Below are 21222 nucleotides of genomic sequence, written 5' to 3' on the forward strand. Positions count from 1 at the left end.
AGAGCTACATGCCACTACTCTGTACACACTTGATTACGGCCGTTGGCTTTAGCTCGGTATAGCGCTTTATCGGCACGATAGAAGGTACGCTGAGTATTCTCTCCGTCACGATGTAAAGTGATACCGATACTTACGGTCAAACCGCGCTCCCCAAGTATCTCATGCCAACCGAATTGGAAGATGCGCTCTCGATAATTTTCAGAGTGCATTTCTGCTTTAGGAAGATCAGTGTTCTCAAGAATGACGAGGAATTCTTCTCCGCCAAATCTGACACATGACGCGCCTCTAAACTTAAAGTATGAACGTAACTCTTGAGAAACGCTGACAATCGCTTTATCACCCACTAAGTGGCTTAATTCATCATTGATAGACTTAAAGTGGTCGATATCAACAACCATTAATGCGAAAGGTGCTTCGTGAAGCAGCAGGTCTTTTAGTTTCACATCTAACCATCGACGGTTGTGTAACCCGGTCAGTGGGTCGGTGAAAACATCTTGTTGTAGTTGAGCAACTGTATTCTTGTGTTGTTCAGTCGTCTCTTTGAGTTCTCTATTTTCTTGTTCAGAGAGAATGAGTTTGAGTTGTAACTCAAAACGCGATAGGCGGCGTAGTTGGCTTGCACCAAGTTCGCTGATCGGGATCTGCTTCATCAGATCCGTTTCAATTCGGTAACCTTTTTTCTCATAGCTTAGAGCTTCTTGAAAACGGCCCTGATTCATACATACGTCACTCAAAGAGTCATAGAAACGCTTCGCAAGCACTGGCGATGAGTAGGCTTTTACACGTTTGTCTGTGCTCGACAAAATCATGCTCGCATAGTCTTGCTTTCCGGTTGCACTTAGGCAATGTGCTAACTCGAGACGAGTCATGGTTGCGAGCCAGCTTGCTTGAGTGCTGTTGGCTGGGTATTGAACTTTTGATAGGCAACGTAAGGCTTCATGGTATTTTTTCTTAGCACGAAGCACTTTCGCTTGGTAGAGCAATATTTGAGCTGTGAGCAACTTGTCACTCACTAGAATACTTAATTCTTCGCACTCATTCAGTAAATCGCTGGCCGCGGTAATGCGGTTGAGCAGAAGTAGGCTTGCTACCATATGCAGCTTGAATTTGAGGCGAAGTGAGCGACTGCTTATCGCGTGGTCTATACTGCTGATTTTTTGGTAATAGCGAAGAGCTCTGTTGTGATCACCATAGGCATCACACAGGTTCCCCATGCCTAAGATAGCCAATACATATTCATCGATATGGCCGTGTTCAACCGCAATTGTCGATGAGCTGACGAATTCATTCAGTGCCGATGTGTAATCACCAATTTCAACCAAGCGGTCGCTTAGGCTGGTCTTTACTGTGAGAATGTCTTCGATATCAACAGGAAGGTGGAGTAGGTCGAGTGCCAGCCTGAGTTCTTCGATACTGGTTTGATTTTGTTGTAACTCGGCACGGTACTCAGAGCTGATGATATAGCAGTGCGCTTGCTCAGTTTGCGTGGTCGAAACGTGCTGGCGAATGTGGTTCCAGAATATGATCGCTTCTTCACCCGATACCGATGAAGGGTCTAAACCAGCATCTGTGATCTTGCGTAATAGGGTTTCCATTATTCTATTACCTCAGCATCGTCTTCTTCTAATTGTTCAAGAGTGAACGGGAACGTCAAAATATCATTGAGGCTGACGGTAGGTCTCGAACCTTTTAATCCTTTTCTATGCCATGGATATATTTCTAGCATGGTGCTGAGAGTTTGGAAGGTTTGTTCTGCGGCTTCGCCTTTCTCTGAAAGCATCATAGCAACACGCTCTGAACTCAGCCTAGCGATGAAGTCGTTTTGATTACACAAGGTATGAGCAATCTCGGTACAGACATCTAAGTAATCGGTATCGACATGATGGAACATAATGATGCTGTGGTTCGAGCGCTTAAGTTCTGTCTTAAAGAGGACCAGCTTCTCCCACCAAAAGGTTTCAGAAACGACATAAGAGAGGTGCTTTTCAGGATCGTACTCATGCTGGCCACGAATACGATTAATCAGCTTTCGTGCTCTCTGTTCAAGCTGGCGTTTTGAACTGCGCGCTTTGTCTAAACCGACACGATTAGTTTGCTCTTTAAGCATACCGATGGAATATTGACGGTACTTTTTAAAGGCGACCAACGCAGCTTTGAAATCTTGGTTTTCTTCTGCAACCAAGGATTGTTGGTAACAAATCTGGCTAAGCAACTCACCATTATCGAATTCATTTGCAGAGTGTTCAGCGAGTTTCAGCAATTCTGCCGCATGTTCTGGTCTTTTTCTCAGGAGCTCCAATCGAGCTCGACTGATGTAAGAGTGCGCTTTCATCCAAACGAGGTTGTGTTCTACGGCTAGATTGTGCGCTTTGGCTGTCGCGCGCTCTGCATCATCTAGGCGTTCAAGCCCAAGCAGAGCAAGGCCTCGAAAGTCCCATACTTCGGCATGCCAAGTGTTATCTTTATGCTCTTTTAACGCTTCTTCTGCACCGTCGAGTACCGACAGCATTTCAACATAGTTGTTAAGCAGGTAGTAATCCCAAGCGAGCAGTATTCTTGCTTTGCCCTCTAGCCAACCAATGCGGCTGTTGTTAGCCACTTTAACGGCAAGCTGGTGGGTAGAACGTGCAAGCTTATATTCATGAGTCATTCGCCAGATGTTGCCAAGTCCAATGAGACATTCAATTTGAATCTCGACTTCATCAACCAGTGCAGATTGCTCTAAGGCATTGATCCAGAACTGTTGGGCGGAGTAATATTTGGCTTGTCCCCAGTACTGGAGCGCGTGTAAATGGAGGATTTCAGGGAGGAAAAGGTCGGTATCTAATCGGTTTTGGCGCTTGTAGGCTTCCTTGATGTACTTCAAACCTTTTTGGTAATCCATCAGGTTCCAGCTACACCTTGCCATTAACATTAACGACTGGATAGCACCCTCTTCAAACAGAACTTGCTCCGATCGGACTAGGCACTGTTGAGCAATCTCTAGGATCACCGATGGCTCAGAGTCGACACGAGTTTTGAGTTGTTCTAGTTCTGTTTCAAGAAGGTACTGATTTTTGTCCAAGAGTTAGATCCATAATTATCGAACATATTGATAACACAATCATTATAAGAGTGTGATTTGAGATAAGCACCAATTATCTTTCTTAGGGCCTTAAAGGAACATGTATCTTTTCCAATTATGGGTGTTACCTCATGTTGTTGCTTTAAAATCAATGAGTTCCCGAATAATTATCTAGAGGTCTGTTTCTATGAAAGTAGTTGCTTTAGGGTCAATGGCTGCTCTGCTACACCTAAGCGCTGCGCTGCCGTGAGCCCTTGCTTATCTTGGTAGCACAGATTGTGCCAAGCTCTAAATATGTCGAGTAATGGAAGAATGCCGCCAGGACGAAGCTTACGTCTGGGCTCATTGATGAAGCTATCAAATAACAGCTGGAAGCGTTGTTGATAGAACTTGGTTTGCTGAATTGAGGCAGTGTTAAACCACTGTTTTGGTTCTGGATTGTTACCCGTTAGGTAGCAAATACCTTTCTGGTTATCACCTTGATTTGCGATAGCCCAACGATCGCGCCACCAACTCATGTGAACGATGTCGATCTTTTCGAAACTTTGATCGTCTTGCCAGCCGGGATCTTCCTCTACATACATAAGGTCAATATTTTGACTCTGAATGCGCGGCAAACATACACTTAAAGCGGCAGATCTTAGTAATGGATCTTGTGGCATATAGATAGCGACATGCTTATCTTCATTACACATATCAAGCACATGTAGGAAGTGAGCATAAGAGGTATAAGGCGGTCGAATCAGCGCGCCTTTCGAAGGGTAGCTAAATGTGGTGAGGTTACCCATAGGATCCTCAACGTTACCTCTCGCTAAAATCACTTGGTACTGCTGTTCAATACGCTCTTTCAACTTGTCAGATGGCTGAGGTTGTTCGAGGTTCGCTTCTGATGAGTGATCTTTGGATACAAAACGCGCAACGTCATCGTAAGGATTGTGATCAACATTCCCTGAAGGCTCTTCATTTTGAGAATAGTTGACGTGTTGGCAAAGGATATAGCCAGAATGCGCCTCACCCGTTGCTATCCAAACCACACCATTGTTGCTTTGCGGTTGTAGACGTTGATAGTGAGAAGCGAATTGATAATCTTTGGCATGATTAACCCATCGTGCATCGATCATCGCTAATTTACGACGGCAACGGCTCGCGATGTGGTCAACATGATCATAGAAAGTCTTTGGGTTGATCTCTAGTTTTCTGCAGATTTCACGTACGGAATAGCCCATGAACAACAAGCCCATGAGGTTCTCTTGAAACTGAAGTTTTTTATTGGATCCAGACCACTTGTCAACGAAGGTTGATTGGCAGTCTTTGCATCGATAACGCTGCCTGTCACCGCTGTAACCGAAGGCATGATAAAGATGTTTGTGGGTGTGAACCGATAGGCCAAAGTTATCGCAATCATCATTGCGGCAAGCAGGAAGGCCATCGCTGTGAAGTTGTCTTAGGCGATGAAGTTCGCTTAACACTTCACGATTGTTAAGTAAGGGGGGGAAAGCTCCACATTCACGACAAACCATCGCCGGACGCTTAGGGTTTGCGTGTTGCAAAACATACCGTTTTGCATCGCTCAAGCCAAAGTTGTCACACGCCAATGTTTTACAAAAGTTGAGTTGCAAACCATCCGCATCTTTTGGCAGCTTGTCGTTAGACACGATCTCCCCCTCGGGATTATTTGAGCAGCCAAGTAAGCTTGGCTGCGGGGTAACGCTTTTCAATGTATCTTATTCAAGTCGTTAGATGTTGATTGCAGTCTCTAGAGCAACTTTCATCATGTCGTTGAAAGATTTTTGACGATCTTCAGAGCTTAATTTCTCACCACGGATGATGTGGTCAGACACTGTTAGGATGGTTAGTGCTTTAGCACCAAGATCCGCAGCAACACCGTAGATACCAGCCGCTTCCATATCAACACCAAGGATGCCTAGCTTTTCCATTTTCTCGAAAAGGTCAGCTTCTGGAGTGTAGAAAAGGTCTGCAGAGAATACGTTACCAACTTTAACTGGAACTTCTTGTGCACGTGCTTGGTTTACAGCTTCTTCTAGAAGACCGAAATCAGCGATTGCAGCGAAGTCGTGGTTGTTGAAACGAATGCGGTTTACTTTTGAGTCTGTAGAAGCACCCATACCGATAACAACGTCCATTAGTTTAACGTCGTCACGTACCGCACCACAGCTACCTACGCGAATAACGTTTTTCACGCCGTATTCAGCGATAAGCTCGTGTACGTAGATGCAGCATGATGGGATACCCATACCGTGGCCCATTACAGAAACTTTCTTACCTTTGTAAGTGCCTGTGTAACCAAACATGTTGCGAACGTCACAAACTTGCTTCACGTCATCAAGGAATGTTTCTGCAATGTATTTTGCGCGAAGCGGGTCGCCCGGCATAAGTACTGTTTCTGCGAAATCACCAGCTTGAGCATTAATATGAGGTGTAGCCATGGTCGTTCTCCAAAGTTTAAACGGTAATGATAGGAACAGGATTTAATCAATTACCGATTCTGTTGAATTGAATTCGTTTTGTTGAGGCAATATTAGCGAGTTAAAACGAGGCTCCATGAGACTTTAGTCACAAAACCGCTTTGCCATTATAGTTTTATTAATATTGATAACCAAATATGTTGAAAGCGTAAAGGCAATCGATTTTGTATGGGTAAATTGCACGATATTTAAAGATAAAGCTCGAAATCTAAATCTGTTGCATATTGTATTGGAGGCAACAATACGTTGTAGAGACGTTTGATCAGCGATAATCTAAACTTTGATAAAGAGACAAACCAAGGAATTGTATGTCGTATTGCGCTAACTCGACGCCTTCGCACTCGATGAAAACACAGTTACAGACGAAAACAAGGTTACATAAGCTAGCGTTGGTCGCTGTTAAATCCACATTGATTGCTGTTAAGTCCACATTGATTACGATTAGAACGACTTTGTTTGCTGTGAGAACAACTTTACTTGCTCGGGTAATCATTTTGCTTGCTGGCGCGATGACTTCGTCGTGGGTGTCTGCTGCAACTTTTGAGTTGCCACCAACAGAAAGCCGTATCGTGGGCAGAATACAGCAACACGAAGTTGCGGCGGGTGAAACCTTGGCGATCATTGCAAAGCAATACGATATTGGCTTTCTCTCTTTAATGGCGGCAAACAAAGGGGTCGATCCTTTTCTTCCTGCTGAAGGCTATGTGTTAAGCATTCCTAGCCGTTTGATTCTGCCGGATACTCCGAGAAAAGGCATTGTGATTAACCTTGCCGAGTTGAGGTTGTACTACTTTGAGCCTGAGAAAAATCAGGTGCATGTTTTCCCTGTCGGTATTGGTCGAGTAGGGCGTGATACTCCCGAGATGATCACTAAGATCAGCCAAAAAAGACCTAACCCGACCTGGACTCCTCCAAGCTCAATTCGCAAAGAGTACTTAGAAAAAGGGATTGAGCTACCAAGAGTGGTTCCCGCTGGGCCTGAAAATCCTTTAGGTGAATATGCATTGCGACTTGCTTATGGTGCTGGTGATTATTTGATACATGGTACTAATAAGGATTTCGGGATAGGTTTGAGAGTCAGTTCTGGGTGTATCCGTATGGAACCTAAAGATATCGAGTGGCTTTTTGAACAGGTTAATCGTGGTGAACAAGTCACAATAATCGATGAGCCTATTAAGGTGTCTTTGGAGCCAGATAGAAGTGTATTTGTTGAAGCTCACGAACCTTTGACGCGAAGTGATGGCTCTAAGAAATTACTGCAAATCCCTGTTGAACTAAAATGGTGGCTTGAAGACGCTGATCTTCCTAATTCAAAAGCCAAAGCAGTCATCTTTGCTCAAAATGGTGTGCCTGTTGAAATTGCACCGCCTGTGATTGAGTTCTAATTTGATCGGTTGTGAGTAAAGCCCAATAGCCTTCTTTTTCTTTCCCCTCAATAAAAAAACACCACCTCGAAAGAGGTGGTGTTTTCAATTTACTGCATGTATATACGTCTTTTGAAATCTACAGCTTCATTGAGTTTCTATCTCAATTACTTAGTGTAAGACTCAGCAATGTTATCGATACGGTCGTTAGCACGATCCGCTTCTTCTTTTGCTGCCATAGCCGCAGCTGATGCTTCTTGAGCTTTCATTTCAGCAGCCGCTTTGTCACTCTTAAGTGCTTCTACTTCGCTGCTTAGCTCAGCAACTTGGTTAGTTAGTTGGTCCATTTCTGATACTGCTGCTTCTTCAGGTTCTGAAGAACAACCAGCTAAAATAAATACTGAGGCTGCAGCTGCGATTAACGTCTTATTCATAAGAACTCCTTGCTTATTTATCATCAAAAGATGCGCTATACATTCTTTATCATATAGTCGCTTCATTAATGATTGTAGCGACTAATTTTTTAACTGCAAAAACAATAACTAAAGAAATTGCTAAATTTTTGAGGTAATTAGCTAAGCATCACGTTCTGTCTCATTTCTGAGATGAGGGGTTTCGAGGTCGTTTTGATACTACTTTGGAGAGTGGTCCCTTTGTTAGCAACGCATACAATATTCTAGTTAACATCAGATAAAAGGATAAATTTACTGTGATCTCTATCCTTATAAAGTACTTTCGCGGTATCATGTCATGTTAAATTAATTTTATTCAATACCATCATGACTGGAGAGTCCTTTGCACTTTAAAGATTTAGGCTTAGATAACCGCTTACTGAAGAACTTAAAACATTACGACTTCAAGAAAGCGACAGAGATCCAATCAAAAGCGATCCCTGTTGCTATTGCTGGTAAGGATCTATTGGCTTCATCAAAAACGGGATCAGGTAAAACATTGGCGTTTGTGTTGCCGATGATACATAAAGCATTAAAAACAAAAGCGTTTTCTGCTAAAGATCCTCGTGGTGTAATTTTGGCTCCTACTCGTGAGCTAGCAAAACAAGTTTACGGCGAGCTGCGTAGCATGCTTGGCGGTCTGTCTTACGAAGCCACACTTATCTTGGGTGGTGAAAACTTTAACGACCAAGTTAAAGCCCTGCGTAAGTACCCTCGTTTTATTGTTGCGACTCCAGGTCGTCTGGCCGATCACCTTGAGCACCGCTCACTGTTTTTAGATGGTGTTGAAACGCTAATTCTTGATGAAGCTGACCGTATGCTGGATTTAGGTTTCGCACCTGAATTGCGTCGCATTGCGAATGCAGCTAAGCACCGTCGTCGTCAAACGTTGATGTTCTCTGCGACGCTTGATCACGCGGAAGTGAATGGCATTGCAAATGAAATGTTAGACGCACCTAAGCGTATCTCTGTTGGTGTTTCTAACGAGCAGCACCTTGATATCACTCAGAAGTTCTACCTGTGTGACCATCTCGATCACAAAGAAGCGATCTTGGATCGTGTGATTGAAGAAGCTGAATACCGTCAGGTGATGATCTTCACTGCAACTCGTGCCGATACTGATCGTTTAACGGATAAGTTAAACGAGAAGAAGCTTAAAGCCGTTGCATTGAGTGGCAACCTAAACCAAACGCAACGTAACGCGATCATGAGTCAATTTGAGCGTGCGGTTTACAAGATCTTGGTAACAACCGATGTTGCTTCGCGTGGTATCGATATTCCAAACGTAAGCCACGTTATCAACTTTGATATGCCTAAGCATACAGAAGAGTACGTGCACCGTGTTGGTCGTACTGGTCGTGCGGGTAACAAAGGTGATGCAATCTCTTTGGTTGGTCCAAAAGACTGGGACAGCTTTAAGCGTGTTGAGCTTTACCTTCAACAAGATCTTACTTTCTCTGTGCTTGAAGGTCTAAAAGGTAAATTCAAAGGTATTAAGCCTCGTAAACCTGCTTTTGCTAAAGGCGGACCTGCGAAGAAGAAGACCAGCACCCAAGTTAAGAAAACGCCGAAGAAACCGGTTAAGCGTGATAAGAGCTTCCACCAAAATGTGGCTGTGGGTGATACCGTGTTTATCCCTAAGAAGAAAGTCGCACCAAAAGTGGACGACGAGTAATCAACTTGCGTGACCTAAAAGCTTAGCTTTGAAAGGTTGATGCAAATAAAAAACCGCCGATGATGGCGGTTTTTTTATACCTGTACTTCGTGTAAGCCCTTAGCTTCTGGTACTTACAGACGGTATTTGATGATACTCGACGAGGTTTCCTCGTTAGAAATCAAAGGTAGAGAACGAGTACGCCAAAATATGATCGGCAATGTATTTATGAGTCGCTGTAGTTGGGTGTGTCACGCCCCAGAATACATAGCTGTCTGAACCATAGGTTGCGCAATCATTAGTCAAGCTATGGCTTCGTAAGTAGTCTGCTGCTGAGCTTCTATTGATATCAAGACAGGCGTCACTCGCGTTTCGAAAGCCATGTTGTTTTGGGTCATCGGTAATGCTGGCGAACAATGCACTTGCATCGAACAACACCACGTTTTTCCCGTGGCTTTGGTAATACTCGGCCTGCGCCTTGATGAATTGGTTGAACTCTAAGATCTTGCCACGAACTTTAATGATCTCTTGCTCAGTCGAGTATTTGAATTGCGGCGCTTTGGTCGCATCGGGCAATGTAAACAGTAGAATATTACTCGCACCAGATTCCGTTAATCGGATTAAAGCGCTACTGAAATCAGCTTTCACATCAGCGACTTCTCGGTCGTAATTCATAAAGTCATTGAGGCCAAATTCTAGAGTAAATAGTGAATTTTCTGGGCGGTAGTTTTTAGCGACTTTCATGTAAGTTAGGTAAGAGGTGACTTGATCATAGACGCCAGTCAGTGCCACGTATTGATTGGTACCTGCTGCGCCACCGACGGCCCAGTTATATAGAGGAACGTCTTTGGCTTTTGCTAAATATTCGGTCCAAACCAAACCGTTTGAAAAGTGCCCTAGAAACCATGAGTTTGCATTTGGGAAAACCCATTGAGAGCCATTAAATAGGTTCCCAGTGTCAGAGAGGCTATCACCAAAAGTGACAATGCGATTAATGGTATTGGCTTGCACAGCGTTATCGTTGGTCCAGATGGAGTGATTGTAAGAGAAGCGGTTGTCTGCGGCAAAGTAGGTAATGTCAGCTGCGTCATGCTGGATGCCGAGAGTCTGTTCGCAACGTTGTTTGATTTCAGACTGTGGGGTATTACTGTAGAACATGTTCTTGAAAGAAACAGAAGACCACCAATATCCGTTGATCGTGTAATCGTCGCCGTTTTCTTTTTTCGCCCACTTCCAGTCGGTGGCTGCAGAGTCGTGCGATGCATCAGTTCGATACCAACATCGAACATAAGAATAGGTCTCAGAACCTTGTGTGCTGAGCACTTGTGCGGATGTCATCGATTCTGGTGTCGGTATGGAGTCATCAGCAGCATAAGCCCCAAATGGTATGGTTAACGCGAGTATTAAAGCCGTATTTTTCATCACTGTATTCTCTTTTGTATTTAGTGAGCCAAACAAAACGTTGTTGCTTGTTGCCTATTGTTTGTTGCCTCTTGCTTGTTGATAACTGGATAAGTAAATAACTGGTACGACCTATATCTAGAATCAATAATTCTCGTCAATACATTCAGGTTGTTGGCGTTTCATAATTGGTATAAGTATCAAATTTCCAACGACTTTCTGGTTGAAAAACAATCAAGTCGAAGCGAGGGATTTATCATTAATATTCGATTTTAGTGGGCTATGACTTGCCAGTTTGTCGCCGCAGATCTAAACGAGATAAATTGTTTTGTGAATGTTGGTTTTTATTTGGTCAAGATAATTGAAGTTATAGTTTCATGGTTTTTTTGTTAAATGTTAATTTAATCAATAGCTTATTGTGGTTCGGTGTCTGGTCTGATTCTATTTTTCTAATGTTCATCACAACTGTTTAATTCAAGTTCAACATCACAAATATCAAGTTGCTATTTTCTGTTTTATAAAATCATCAACTACGGTTCTTTTACTCATCAGAGGTCTAATCTGTTTAAGGAAAGAGCATTGAAAAAGATATTAATTTGGACGATAGCCTGTCTATCCAGTTTTGGCGCTTATGCCGGAACAAGCGCATCGGCATTAGAGGTCAGTGGATACACACAAACGAAATACCCCATTATGTTGGTACATGGTCTGTTTGGTTTCGATACATTAGCGGGTGTCGATTACTTCTATGGCGTACCTGAATCCCTAACCAAAGATGGTGCGAGCGTCTATGTAGCGCAAGTATCAGCGACCAACAGCTCTGAAGTGCGTGGCGAGCAATTGTTGGCTCAAGTTGAAACACTGTTAGCCGCGACAGGGGCAAGTAAGGTGAACCTAGTTGGTCACAGCCACGGCGGACCAACAGCGCGCTATGTGGCATCAGTACGTCCTGATTTGGTTGCTTCGGTGACGAGCATTGGTGGTGTTCATAAAGGCTCGAAAGTCGCCGACCTCGTGCGTGGAACCGTATCAGAAGGCTCAGCCGCGGAAGGTATTGCGGTTAAGTTGGCTGGTGGATTGACTACGCTTATCAACCTATTATCTGGCGGAACGGATCTTGATCAAGATGGCCTTGCTTCCCTTGAAGCGTTGACCACCGAAGGTTCGCTTGCATTCAATCAGTTTTACCCTGAAGGCGTTCCGACGTCTGCGTGTGGCGATGGTGAATGGCAAGCCAATAACGGTGTTTATTATTATTCATGGACAGGATCCTCCACTTTCACCAATCTTCTCGATCCTACCGACGGAGCGATGACAATCCTTGGCTTAGCATTCAATGAACCTAATGATGGTTTAGTGGGAGCATGCAGCGCGCATTTGGGCAAAGTGATTGGTGATGATTACAAAATGAATCACCTAGACGAGATTAATGGGTTGTTGGGCATCCATCATCTCTTTGAGACCGATCCCGTGACGCTATATCGCCAACACGCGAATCGATTGAAGTTGGCTGGCCTGTAGGTCGCACTGCCCAAAAGTTAAGATCATAAGGAAAATATAATGAAAAAGACCGCCATTTTGTCGATAACTACGATAGCCCTGATGAGCACAGCGGCGGTCTTTTTATATGTAACCTTTTTGCCCGAACAAACAGACAATCTAAATTTAAACAACAAACAACAGAACGCCTCCTCACTAAAGGTTACCTCTCAACAAGATACCGAAATCGATAATGCATCAGCCAAAGACATGATGGAATATTTCGTGTCAGGCAATACCGAATTAACCCTTGAAGATATTCGTGACAATGTGGCAAAACACCACGAGCAATCACAAGCTACGATTGTCGATGAAGCACTGTTTGCCAAGTATCTTGAGTACAAGTCGGCACTGACATCATTGGACGTGCAATTCGACACCACATCCATTTCCGCTGATGACTTACGTGCACTGAATCAAGCTCTGCTCGATCTCCAATCTCAATTTTTCAGTGAGAGCGAGATAAGTATTCTATTTACCCATGACAACAGAATGAGGGAAATCGCTTTAGAAAAGTTACTTCTGAAACAAGAAGGGCTAGACGAGCCGGAATATCAGCAAAGGCTTGAGTCTTATCTATCTGAACAGCCAGATTACGTTCAAACGAGCCATCAAAATCAGGTATTACTCCCACAGCTATCCAGTTCAGAAGGTCTAGATGAACAAGGCAAATACTTGAAGAGAAATGAGCTGGTCGGCGAAGAAGCGACACAGCGGCTCGAAGCGCTTGATCAACAAAGAGAGAGCTTTGAAGGAGCTTTAGAAATATACTTTGTTGAACGAAATGACATTTTGAATGACTCAGCACTCTCAGAAATTGAACAAAAAGAGACGATCTCCCAGCTTAGAGAAGCTCATTTTCAGCCACAGCAGCTGAGAAGGGTAGAAGCGATTGAAAGAATCAGAGCTGCTGAGAACGGTCAGTAAGGTTTGCTGAGCTAACGACGTTAGCCAAATTTTCAAAATTGCCTTAGTGGAGATAGTCGCTTCACAAACTTAGTAAACGTTTGCTTATTCTGTAAATGGTCAATTTTCTGATTGAACTAAACACTATCGACTGATTTATCAGGCTTATCTAAATATAAATTCCTTCCATGATTACAATAGTAATCCATCATTAATTGATGCCCATCTCGTGATTAATCTCACATAATTATGTAAATGATAATTGATCTCATTATCGTTTAGGTGCAGTATACGCGAAATTTATTAAATTAGCGTATGGATTTGTTGTATTTATGAAAGCGTGTGTGTTGTTAGCTTTTGCGCTCTTACTGACGGGAGCGGTTAGCGCATCTGATCAGTTCTCTTGGCTCAGAGATGATTCTCGTAGTGCAAGTAAAGTACTCAATTATCTTAATCAACAGAATGATAAAACTCAGTTATATCAAGAACGTATTCGATCTCTGAGTGAATCCCTACAACAGAAATGGCAAGACAATCGCCCTGAACGCGCCGATAAACCATGGCAGGAAATCGGTGGTTACGAGTATGCGATCCTAAATCACAAAGGCAAAAGAGCCTTGTTGTCCCGATTAGTTGGGAGTGAGGATTTGACCGAGTTGCTTAACATTGATGCTCGTTCTGCCGAGCATGATTACTATCAGTTAGGTGATTGGGCACTCGACTCAACTAAAACCAAGCTCGCGATAGCAGAAGATATTACGGGCACTGAACAGTATCGAGTGAGTGTTGTTGATCTTAAAACTCAGCAAGTCACATCAGTAGCTCAAAATGTAGACAGTTCGCTGGCGTGGTCGAAAGACGGTCAATCCCTGTATTTGATTCAACTTGAACAACAAACTTCGAGACCATATGCGCTAACAAAATACTTCTTAAATGAGTCAAAGCCGATTCAATTAACGGAAGAGGTGGATTCCGCTTGGTTGCTTTCGTATTACCTTTCTAGTGATACGCAATTTGCTGTGGTTCAGGCAAACAGTGAAAACTCGAGCGAGCAACGTTTGTTAAACCTTGATAGCGGCGAAGTTTCTGAACCACTTTTACCACGCAAAGCGGGAGTGGAATACTACGTTGATGTTGCGGGTTCTATGTTGTTTGCCAACAGTAATCACGAGCGCAATGATTTTGCTTTTTACTCTGCACCACTTACTCAGGCTACACATATCAACCTTTGGCGAACGGTTTTTGAACCAACGGACGAATCTAGAATCAGTAACTTCTATTTGTTTGAGTCTGGCGCTGTTGTTGTGAGTCAGATTGGCGCGTCTCAATCTTTGCACTTCTTCGATAATGACAATCGCTATCGCTCAAGCCAGTTATTGGCTGACGCAGGCCAAGTTGCTTGGGTAAGCCAAGTGGGCGACTACCAGAGTAACAAATTACATATTCGCAGTATGTCTTTGACTCAGCCAGCGAAGTGGGACCGGTTGAATACTGATACTTTACAACGAGAAGGCTTCTCTCAAGACTATTACCCTCAATACCAACAATCAGCGTATCAAACCGAGCAAGTTATGGTGAATTCTGGTGGGGTAACGATTCCAGTCACACTGGCTTATCGCAAAGACAAATTGACTAAGACCTCTCCAGTGTTTTTGTATGGATACGGTGCTTATGGCATGACGATGAAGCCCTACTTTATGTCCCAAATCATTAGCCTACTTGATGAGGGTGTAATTTATGCGATTGCACATGTTCGAGGTGGTGGCTTCTATGGTGACGCTTGGTATCAAGCAGGTAAGGGAATTAAAAAAGAAAATGCCATCTTGGATTTCATCGCCGCTGCTCGTGATTTGACTGCATACAATCTCGGTAAGCGCCCTATTTATGCGATGGGTGGAAGTGCTGGTGGCACTCTTGTTGCTGCAGCTTTAAATCAGGCTCCTGACTTGTTTGATGGTGCTGTCCTTAAAGTGCCCTTTGTCGACGTTGTGAACAGCATGTCTGATTCTGCATTACCTTTAACGGCTCAGCAGTACGGTGAGTGGGGCAACCCAAATATCGCCGATGAATTGAAGGTAATGCAGCAATATGACCCTTATCTGAATCTTAGCGAGCAAAACTACCCACCAATATTGATTCAGGTTGGCCTGAATGACCGCCGCGCACCTTATTGGGAAGGGGCTAAGTATTACGCAAAACTCAGTGAACTTACGACTGGAAGCGGCCCTTACCTATTATCGACAAATTTTACTCAAGGACACTCGACAGACAGGCGACAGTCCCAATCGCAACAAGCGTTTGAGTACGCATTTCTTTTATCACTTACCCTGAAAGACATTAAAGCGGAGCAGTAAATGAAGCTTTCCCCCCTATCAGCGGCAGTACTGAGTGTACTTGCTGCCAACCTCGTGCACGCTGAATCTGAGGTTTATCACTTTGAAGAAGTGATTGTAACAGCCAATAAAATAGAGCAACCATTATCTGAAGTCGCGGGCTCAGTTGCCGTGATTACTGGTGAAGATCTAGAAAGAAAAGGCGCAACGGAGCTTTATGACGCAATAAAGAGCGAGCCTGGAGTCAGTGTTTCTGGGGGAGCTGGTCGCGCTCAGAATATTACGATTCGTGGTATGTCGGGCAATCGAATTGCTATTGTAAAAGATGGGGTTAAGTCGTCGGATGGCTTTGGCGCAGAAGATCTGAATGACAAGGTTGGAAGAAACTCATTTGATATGTCGAATGTGAAAAGCATTGAGGTTATCAAAGGGGCAAGCTCTTCAGTTTACGGCTCCGGTGCTATTGGTGGTGTTGTGGTTGTTAAATCGATGCAGCCTGGGGACTACTTAAAAGATAGCGACTTTTATAGCGATGTTTCAGGAACCTATACGGGCATTAGTAATAAATATAAAGGCGCCACTAACCTTGCATTCCGTTCAGGAAATGTAGAAAGCCTAATTAGCCTTGCTTATTGGGATGGGGGAGAAACGCGCAACTACAATGAAGATTTATATAACCGCTCTATCGATGGGATTAGTGGTGCTTACACGCTGAATTATTGGGCAAGCGATGCTCTGATGCTGAAGGGTAACGTTGAATATTATAAAGAAAACCTAAGTAGACAAGAAGGTATTGCTAAGATTCAGAAAGACGGCGAGTGGAAAACGGATGATTTCGATCAGCAAGCATACACTGAGTCATTTACCGTTTATGTTGGGGCAGAATATTTCCCTATCGATTCTTGGTTTGAAGAGCTAGACACAAAAGTTTATTTGCGTAGTACAGTTGCTGATGAAAATGTTAATGCATTGATATCACAAGAGCAAAATAATATTACGGTGCAGCGTCGCTTGATCGACGATCGCCATTTTACCGATGAAGTGATCGGTGCTGATGCAGATTTTATTAGTTCTTTTACACAAAAAAATGTGAACCATACTATCTCATATGGTTTGAGTTTTGACACAACGTTTTACGAACGTCCAAGTAGCGCAACAACCTTAGATTGGAACGGTTTGAACAATAAAGATGCAAAACCGTTCGCCTCTGCGCGAGCTTATGTATTTGCTGGTTATGTACGTGATGTGATTGAAATTGACCGTTGGACCGTCACTGCTGGGGCTCGTGTCGATTTACATCGCCTGACTCCTGCGTCAGGAAATACTATCAATGGTTACACCGTTGAAGATAAAAACAGCACAGAGCTATCACCTAGCTTGTCTATAGGTTATCAAATCACCGATTCTTTGAACTCATATATTTCATATAACCACGGTTTTAGAGCGCCAACTTACGACAAAATTTACGGTTTTCAAAATCATGATTTTGTACCCATCACGCCTTTCCAAATTATTCCGAATATGGATTTAGAAGCGGAAACCAGTGACACCTTTGAAATAGGCAGTAAGTACGATAATGGTCGTACTCAATTCTACACTGCGGTGTTCTATCAAAAGTTTGAAAATTTTATTGGTGTGAAACAAGTGACGTCCGACCCTGACACGGATACAGGTAACTACTTTAAGCAGTTTCAGAATATTAATGGAGTCGAGACATATGGTATTGAGGCTTCGATTGCACATCAATTTACAGAAAATTGGGGGGCCAGTACTCAATTAGGTATTGTGGATGGTGAAGATGGTAACGGAGATAAAATCCGTACCTTAACACCGTGGGAAGGTAGTGCAGAGCTTACTTATGACAACCAAGCATTCTCTGCTTATACGATGGTGAGTTGGGCACAGGCGATGGATAAAGTGCCGGAATGCGAAACCGATATAGGTCTTGCTGTCGAGTGTGCGACGACTGCTGGTTGGGCGAGTGTTGATATGGGAATGAGCTATGCGTGGGACTTTGGTTTAAGTCTTAGTGCGAACGTCATTAACCTGTTCGATAAAGAATACGTTCGCTATCAAGATGTTGCCGGCATCATTGACAGCCAAAAACTGTATTCAACAGAGCCGGGTCGTTATTTCACTGTTAACGCTAAGTATGTGTTTTAAGGGCTCAGTATGATCAAATCACCTTTATGTGTCGCCATTTTATTGGCTTCACTACCGAGTGTTGCGGCGCAGTGGGATTACCCTCAAGGTAATACGTTAGTTGCCAATCAACAGGAAGCTCAAACTTACTTAGAACAAGCCTATCCTAGTGTGGGTAGTTTGCAATTTCGCTATTCAAACCAGTCTAAGCTTGGTCATCATTACAATTTTGATGTATTTGAAAATGGTGTCTATCAGCAGCAAAGAACTGTGGTGTTAACGACTGATAATGATCATCAAGTATCACGTGTTTTCAAAAGTCTTGAAGACACGGTTATCAGAAATGGGCAGCCAACAACTGCAGCTGAGCTTGAAGCTCCTCGTCAGTTGGAAGCACAAAGACCGCCAGCTCTAGTTTCTGGACAGGTTGTGCAAGCAGAGCTAAGCATCTTCAGTCCTGATTTAAGAACGATGGATAGAAGTGCGCCGCCTGAAACCTTGCTAACAGATATCAGTGAATACCCACATCCTCCTCAATACATTTCCAAGGATGTTGAGGTGCTTAGCCACAGCGGTGGCATTTATCTGACCAATAGCAGAGTGTCTCAAGTGGATGCTGTAGCTTTAGTGACGGTGAATCACGAGACCGGTGAAATAACAAACCGAGATGGTCAGAGCTTTCTTCCTGCAGAAGGAGTGACGACATTCGTAAGTCTAGCTGAGCTGAAGCAGGTCGATTGGCAAGATAATAGATTTGCTCAAGTGATGGCGTTTGCACATCTTGACCAGTCATTAAGTTACCTGAACCAATTAGGTTTTTCTCTATTTGATGGACCTTTAGAGTTTGATGGCAGAGGTTTATCGGCGGATAACTCTACTTACTATTACGGACCCAAAGCGGCGTTGTTTGGCATTGCTGGTGGATCCCCTGATGCCTTAGATGCTGATGTCATTATTCATGAGCTTGGCCATGGGATTCATTACCAAATCGTTAAGGATTGGGCTTATGGACACACTGGTGCAATAGGAGAAGGTTTTGGTGATTATTGGGCTGGTACCTTTAGTTTCCGTACTCAGTTTGAAAATGCACAAACTCAAGGGCAAGAGTTTGAAATCGATACCGTCTTTAACTGGGATGGGTATTTTGGTGTCCGTAATACTACCCGCAGTTTATGGAACCAAAGAGCGCGATATTTTCAACATGCTGAATATAGACCTCACGAAAGTGTGGCTGGAGAGCTGGGTGATGAACTATGGTCTACGCCCTTATTCCAAGCATTAAAAAGTTCTGTTGAATTGTACGGCCAAGTTGGCTTCCAAGAATTCGACACCATAGTTTTAGAGTCTATGTATGGATTAGGACGCGGATTGAAAATGCATGATCTAGCGGAAAATGCCATTTTTGTCGCCCAAGAATTGTACCCAGAACGCCGCTACGCCGAGGTGTTGAAGGAAAAATTTGCCGTTCATAATTTAATTATTGAGCCATTTAGCGTTGAAATTGCTTCCCGATATGTTCATCCAGAAAAGTTATTGAATGTCGGCTTGTACCCAACCTCAAGGCTAGCGGACATTGAAGGTGAGATTGAAGTGGCGGGGTTAACTAAACCCTTTGCAAGTAAGCTTAGCAATCAGCTTTCTATCGAAACGGCTTTACCAACTGGTCAAGTTTGTGGTTCAGCAATCAACATGACGACATCGTTAGATTACCAATATGACGCAGCTTTAAAAAAGTTGAATTGGCAACATCAAATAGACCTCATTTATGGGCTCCCTAATCTGAGTGCTTCATTGAAAGAAGTGAACAGTCCTTTACCAGACAGTAAGTTGAGTGCTTCTAACCAATCAATAATAGGTTTCAAAACATTTAACTTCACTCTGAATGATGCGGTTCAATCGGTTGGTGACCAATTTGGTGTCTACCTTGATATTGAACACCCAAGGCTTGCCGATTTAACCGTGACATTAATTTCTCCACGAGGCACTCGTGTTGATTTACTGAAGCACCAAGCAACCCGTTCTAATGGCTTTAATAGCTTCTTTACCTTTAGACATGACGCTGTGCTTAACGCGTTTGCTGATGAACCGAGTAATGGCACTTGGCGTTTAGAGATTGGTGATTATGTTATGGGTGAGTTAGGGCTGCTAAACCGCTGGGCTGTTGGCACTATTTCGGAATACGACTGTGGTGATGTCGGTGCAAAGGCTTCCTCTAGCAGTAGCTCGGGCGGTGGAAGCTCTCCGCTTGCTATTGCTTTTATGTTGCTGCTGACACTTGGTCGTTCACTTAATTCAAAAAGTTCGTTATGTCTGATGAACTTTTTAGAAAACGCAAAGCCGTTAATTAATAAAGCGTTCCTTACAAACACAATGTTCTTTAAAAACACAACAAGAAGATAACTCTATGAAACCACAATTGACTATTTTAGCCATGTCTTTGGCTCTTGCGGGCTGTGGAGGTTCGGGCGGTTCCGAGACTTCAGATCCAACTTATACCGTTGCAGGTAAAATTACTGCTCAGAATGTAGCACTAAAAAGTAAAGTTTGTTCTGACTTGAATGAAAGTTTGACGTGTGACAGCGGTGAACCAACCACGACGGCAAATACAAATGGTGAATTTAGTTTAACTAGCACTCAAAAGTCGATGCTTTCACTACCGCTATTAGTGGAGTTGGATACGGGTGTAGCCGTTAGCAACGCAGATGGTGTACAGACTTCTTTATCTTACATCGCAGCTCCAGGTCTACAAAAAACATCAGGTAATGAAATTAATGGTATTAGTTCATTGCTTGCTGGGTATGTTTTAGATGGTTACACCGTAAAGAATGCGAACAGTAAACTCAAAGCGCAACTGGCGGCTAAAGGCATTACTATTGCCGGTGATATTCAAGATCACCTATCTGACTCTGAGCTGGCGAGTTTAGAGCAAAATGTGGTTTCTTCGGTTAAAGTTTTTGATAAAACATACCGTGCTTATATGTTGGCACAGCTTAGTGATAAGTTTGATAAAAGCACCACTGATTTCGTAGGCGGTGTCTTAACGAATGATGAAATTACGGAATTCTCAAACGTTATTGCTGGCGATATGAAGGCAGCGACGGCGCTGAATGATACGGGTGCAACTCTATACTTCTCCGATACTGATGATACTCAAGATGTTGCAGATCGCCCAGACAGCTTTCCTGGTCAAGATGCTGAATTTGGTTTTGATACAACAGAGAAAAATGCACAGTCGGGTAATGGTTTTAAATTCACTAAGTTGGATGATAATGGTCAAACTCTGGCTGATGATGCGGCTCAGTGGTCTTGTGTCCTTGATGAGCGAAGTGGCTTAATTTGGGAATCTAAAACTGACGATGAAACCTCGATTCAACACAAAGACCGCCTATTAGCCCTTGAACTACCTGGAGTAGTAACGCCTTACGATCAGGATGTTGATCTAGCGACGTGTAAGACCAAAGGCGATGAAGTTTGTACGACCCAAGATTACGTGGAGCACATTAACTCAATTAACTTATGTGGAAAATCTGACTGGCGTTTACCAACATTTCATGAATTTTATAATCTACTCGACTTTGGTGAGACAGAAACCAACTCGGATGGTAAGGCTTACGGTTTAACTTATAAGTACTTCCCCCACCAAACGGCTGGGATCGACTACACAAGCTATATAGGGTCGGTATGGAATCAATCCATTATTTATAATCAGTACAGTAATACTACCGTTGATGGGGGCTTCTATTACAACGAAATCGGCACTCTTGGTGGCGACAGAGGTTATATCAGTGCGCTAGAGATTTACTCTGGTGATGTTGATTCTTCAGATAATTACGATTCTTACCAATTCCCTGCTCGTTTGGTTTCACTACAAGGTAAATAGC

Annotated in this window: 14 protein-coding genes; 8 read left to right on the forward strand and 6 right to left on the reverse strand. The window is 43.3% G+C overall.

Annotated elements, in window-relative coordinates; translation table 11 throughout:
• Positions 1 to 14: 14 nt before the first annotated feature.
• From L3V36_RS05685 to deoD, 4 genes are all read right to left on the reverse strand, one after another.
• On the reverse strand, positions 15 to 1595 hold the full coding sequence (locus L3V36_RS05685; RefSeq protein ID WP_017094635.1) for a GGDEF domain-containing protein: 1581 nt from the start codon (positions 1593 to 1595) through the stop codon (positions 15 to 17).
• Positions 1595 to 3064, reverse strand: coding sequence for a hypothetical protein (locus L3V36_RS05690; protein ID WP_017090319.1), 1470 nt, complete (start codon positions 3062 to 3064; stop codon positions 1595 to 1597). Before L3V36_RS05690 ends, L3V36_RS05685 begins: the two co-directional genes overlap by 1 nt.
• A gap of 185 nt (positions 3065 to 3249) precedes the next feature.
• Complete coding sequence (locus L3V36_RS05695; protein WP_029222154.1) at positions 3250 to 4719, reverse strand: lactate dehydrogenase; 1470 nt, start codon at positions 4717 to 4719, stop codon at positions 3250 to 3252.
• A gap of 81 nt (positions 4720 to 4800) precedes the next feature.
• Positions 4801 to 5511 (reverse strand): purine-nucleoside phosphorylase, encoded by a 711-nt coding sequence (gene deoD / locus L3V36_RS05700; RefSeq protein ID WP_004732072.1) that lies wholly within the window; start codon positions 5509 to 5511, stop codon positions 4801 to 4803.
• 347 nt (positions 5512 to 5858) lie between these two features.
• Between deoD and L3V36_RS05705 the strand changes: the two genes are divergently transcribed.
• Positions 5859 to 6935, forward strand: a complete 1077-nt coding sequence (locus L3V36_RS05705) for a L,D-transpeptidase family protein (protein ID WP_102446885.1) — start codon at positions 5859 to 5861, stop codon at positions 6933 to 6935.
• Positions 6936 to 7081: 146 nt separating this feature from the next.
• Here the strand turns inward: L3V36_RS05705 and L3V36_RS05710 are convergent, their stop codons facing one another.
• Positions 7082 to 7348 carry an Lpp/OprI family alanine-zipper lipoprotein gene (locus tag L3V36_RS05710; RefSeq protein WP_004732066.1) on the reverse strand — a complete coding sequence of 89 codons (267 nt, stop codon included), beginning with the start codon at positions 7346 to 7348 and terminating at the stop codon, positions 7082 to 7084.
• Between the two features lie 361 nt (positions 7349 to 7709).
• On the opposite strand from L3V36_RS05710, the gene L3V36_RS05715 reads away from it, so the two are divergent.
• Positions 7710 to 9041, forward strand: a complete 1332-nt coding sequence (locus tag L3V36_RS05715) for a DEAD/DEAH box helicase (RefSeq protein ID WP_004732064.1) — start codon at positions 7710 to 7712, stop codon at positions 9039 to 9041.
• Positions 9042 to 9194: 153 nt separating this feature from the next.
• Here the strand turns inward: L3V36_RS05715 and L3V36_RS05720 are convergent, their stop codons facing one another.
• The gene (locus tag L3V36_RS05720; protein WP_208774754.1) at positions 9195 to 10442 is read right to left on the reverse strand and encodes an SGNH/GDSL hydrolase family protein; all 1248 of its coding nucleotides are present in this window, start codon (positions 10440 to 10442) and stop codon (positions 9195 to 9197) included.
• A gap of 558 nt (positions 10443 to 11000) precedes the next feature.
• Between L3V36_RS05720 and L3V36_RS05725 the strand changes: the two genes are divergently transcribed.
• The 6 genes from L3V36_RS05725 to L3V36_RS05750 all read left to right on the forward strand — a co-directional run bounded on the left by L3V36_RS05725 (position 11001) and on the right by L3V36_RS05750 (position 21221).
• Positions 11001 to 11942: a triacylglycerol lipase gene (locus L3V36_RS05725; protein ID WP_065682256.1), complete on the forward strand. Its 942-nt coding sequence runs from the start codon at positions 11001 to 11003 to the stop codon at positions 11940 to 11942.
• Positions 11943 to 11981: 39 nt separating this feature from the next.
• A complete protein-coding gene (locus L3V36_RS05730; RefSeq protein WP_102446882.1) occupies positions 11982 to 12887 on the forward strand; it encodes a lipase secretion chaperone in 906 nt (301 codons plus the stop codon).
• A gap of 311 nt (positions 12888 to 13198) precedes the next feature.
• Positions 13199 to 15220, forward strand: a complete 2022-nt coding sequence (locus L3V36_RS05735) for a prolyl oligopeptidase family serine peptidase (RefSeq protein WP_208774622.1) — start codon at positions 13199 to 13201, stop codon at positions 15218 to 15220.
• The gene (locus tag L3V36_RS05740) at positions 15221 to 17362 is read left to right on the forward strand and encodes a TonB-dependent hemoglobin/transferrin/lactoferrin family receptor (protein WP_208774624.1); all 2142 of its coding nucleotides are present in this window, start codon (positions 15221 to 15223) and stop codon (positions 17360 to 17362) included.
• A gap of 9 nt (positions 17363 to 17371) precedes the next feature.
• A complete protein-coding gene (locus L3V36_RS05745) occupies positions 17372 to 19741 on the forward strand; it encodes a proprotein convertase P-domain-containing protein (RefSeq protein ID WP_208774625.1) in 2370 nt (789 codons plus the stop codon).
• A gap of 4 nt (positions 19742 to 19745) precedes the next feature.
• On the forward strand, positions 19746 to 21221 hold the full coding sequence (locus tag L3V36_RS05750; protein WP_208774627.1) for a DUF1566 domain-containing protein: 1476 nt from the start codon (positions 19746 to 19748) through the stop codon (positions 21219 to 21221).
• Position 21222: the final 1 nt, after the last annotated feature.

This window comes from Vibrio sp. G-C-1, assembly GCF_021728015.1.
GTDB classification, from domain to species: domain Bacteria; phylum Pseudomonadota; class Gammaproteobacteria; order Enterobacterales; family Vibrionaceae; genus Vibrio; species Vibrio splendidus.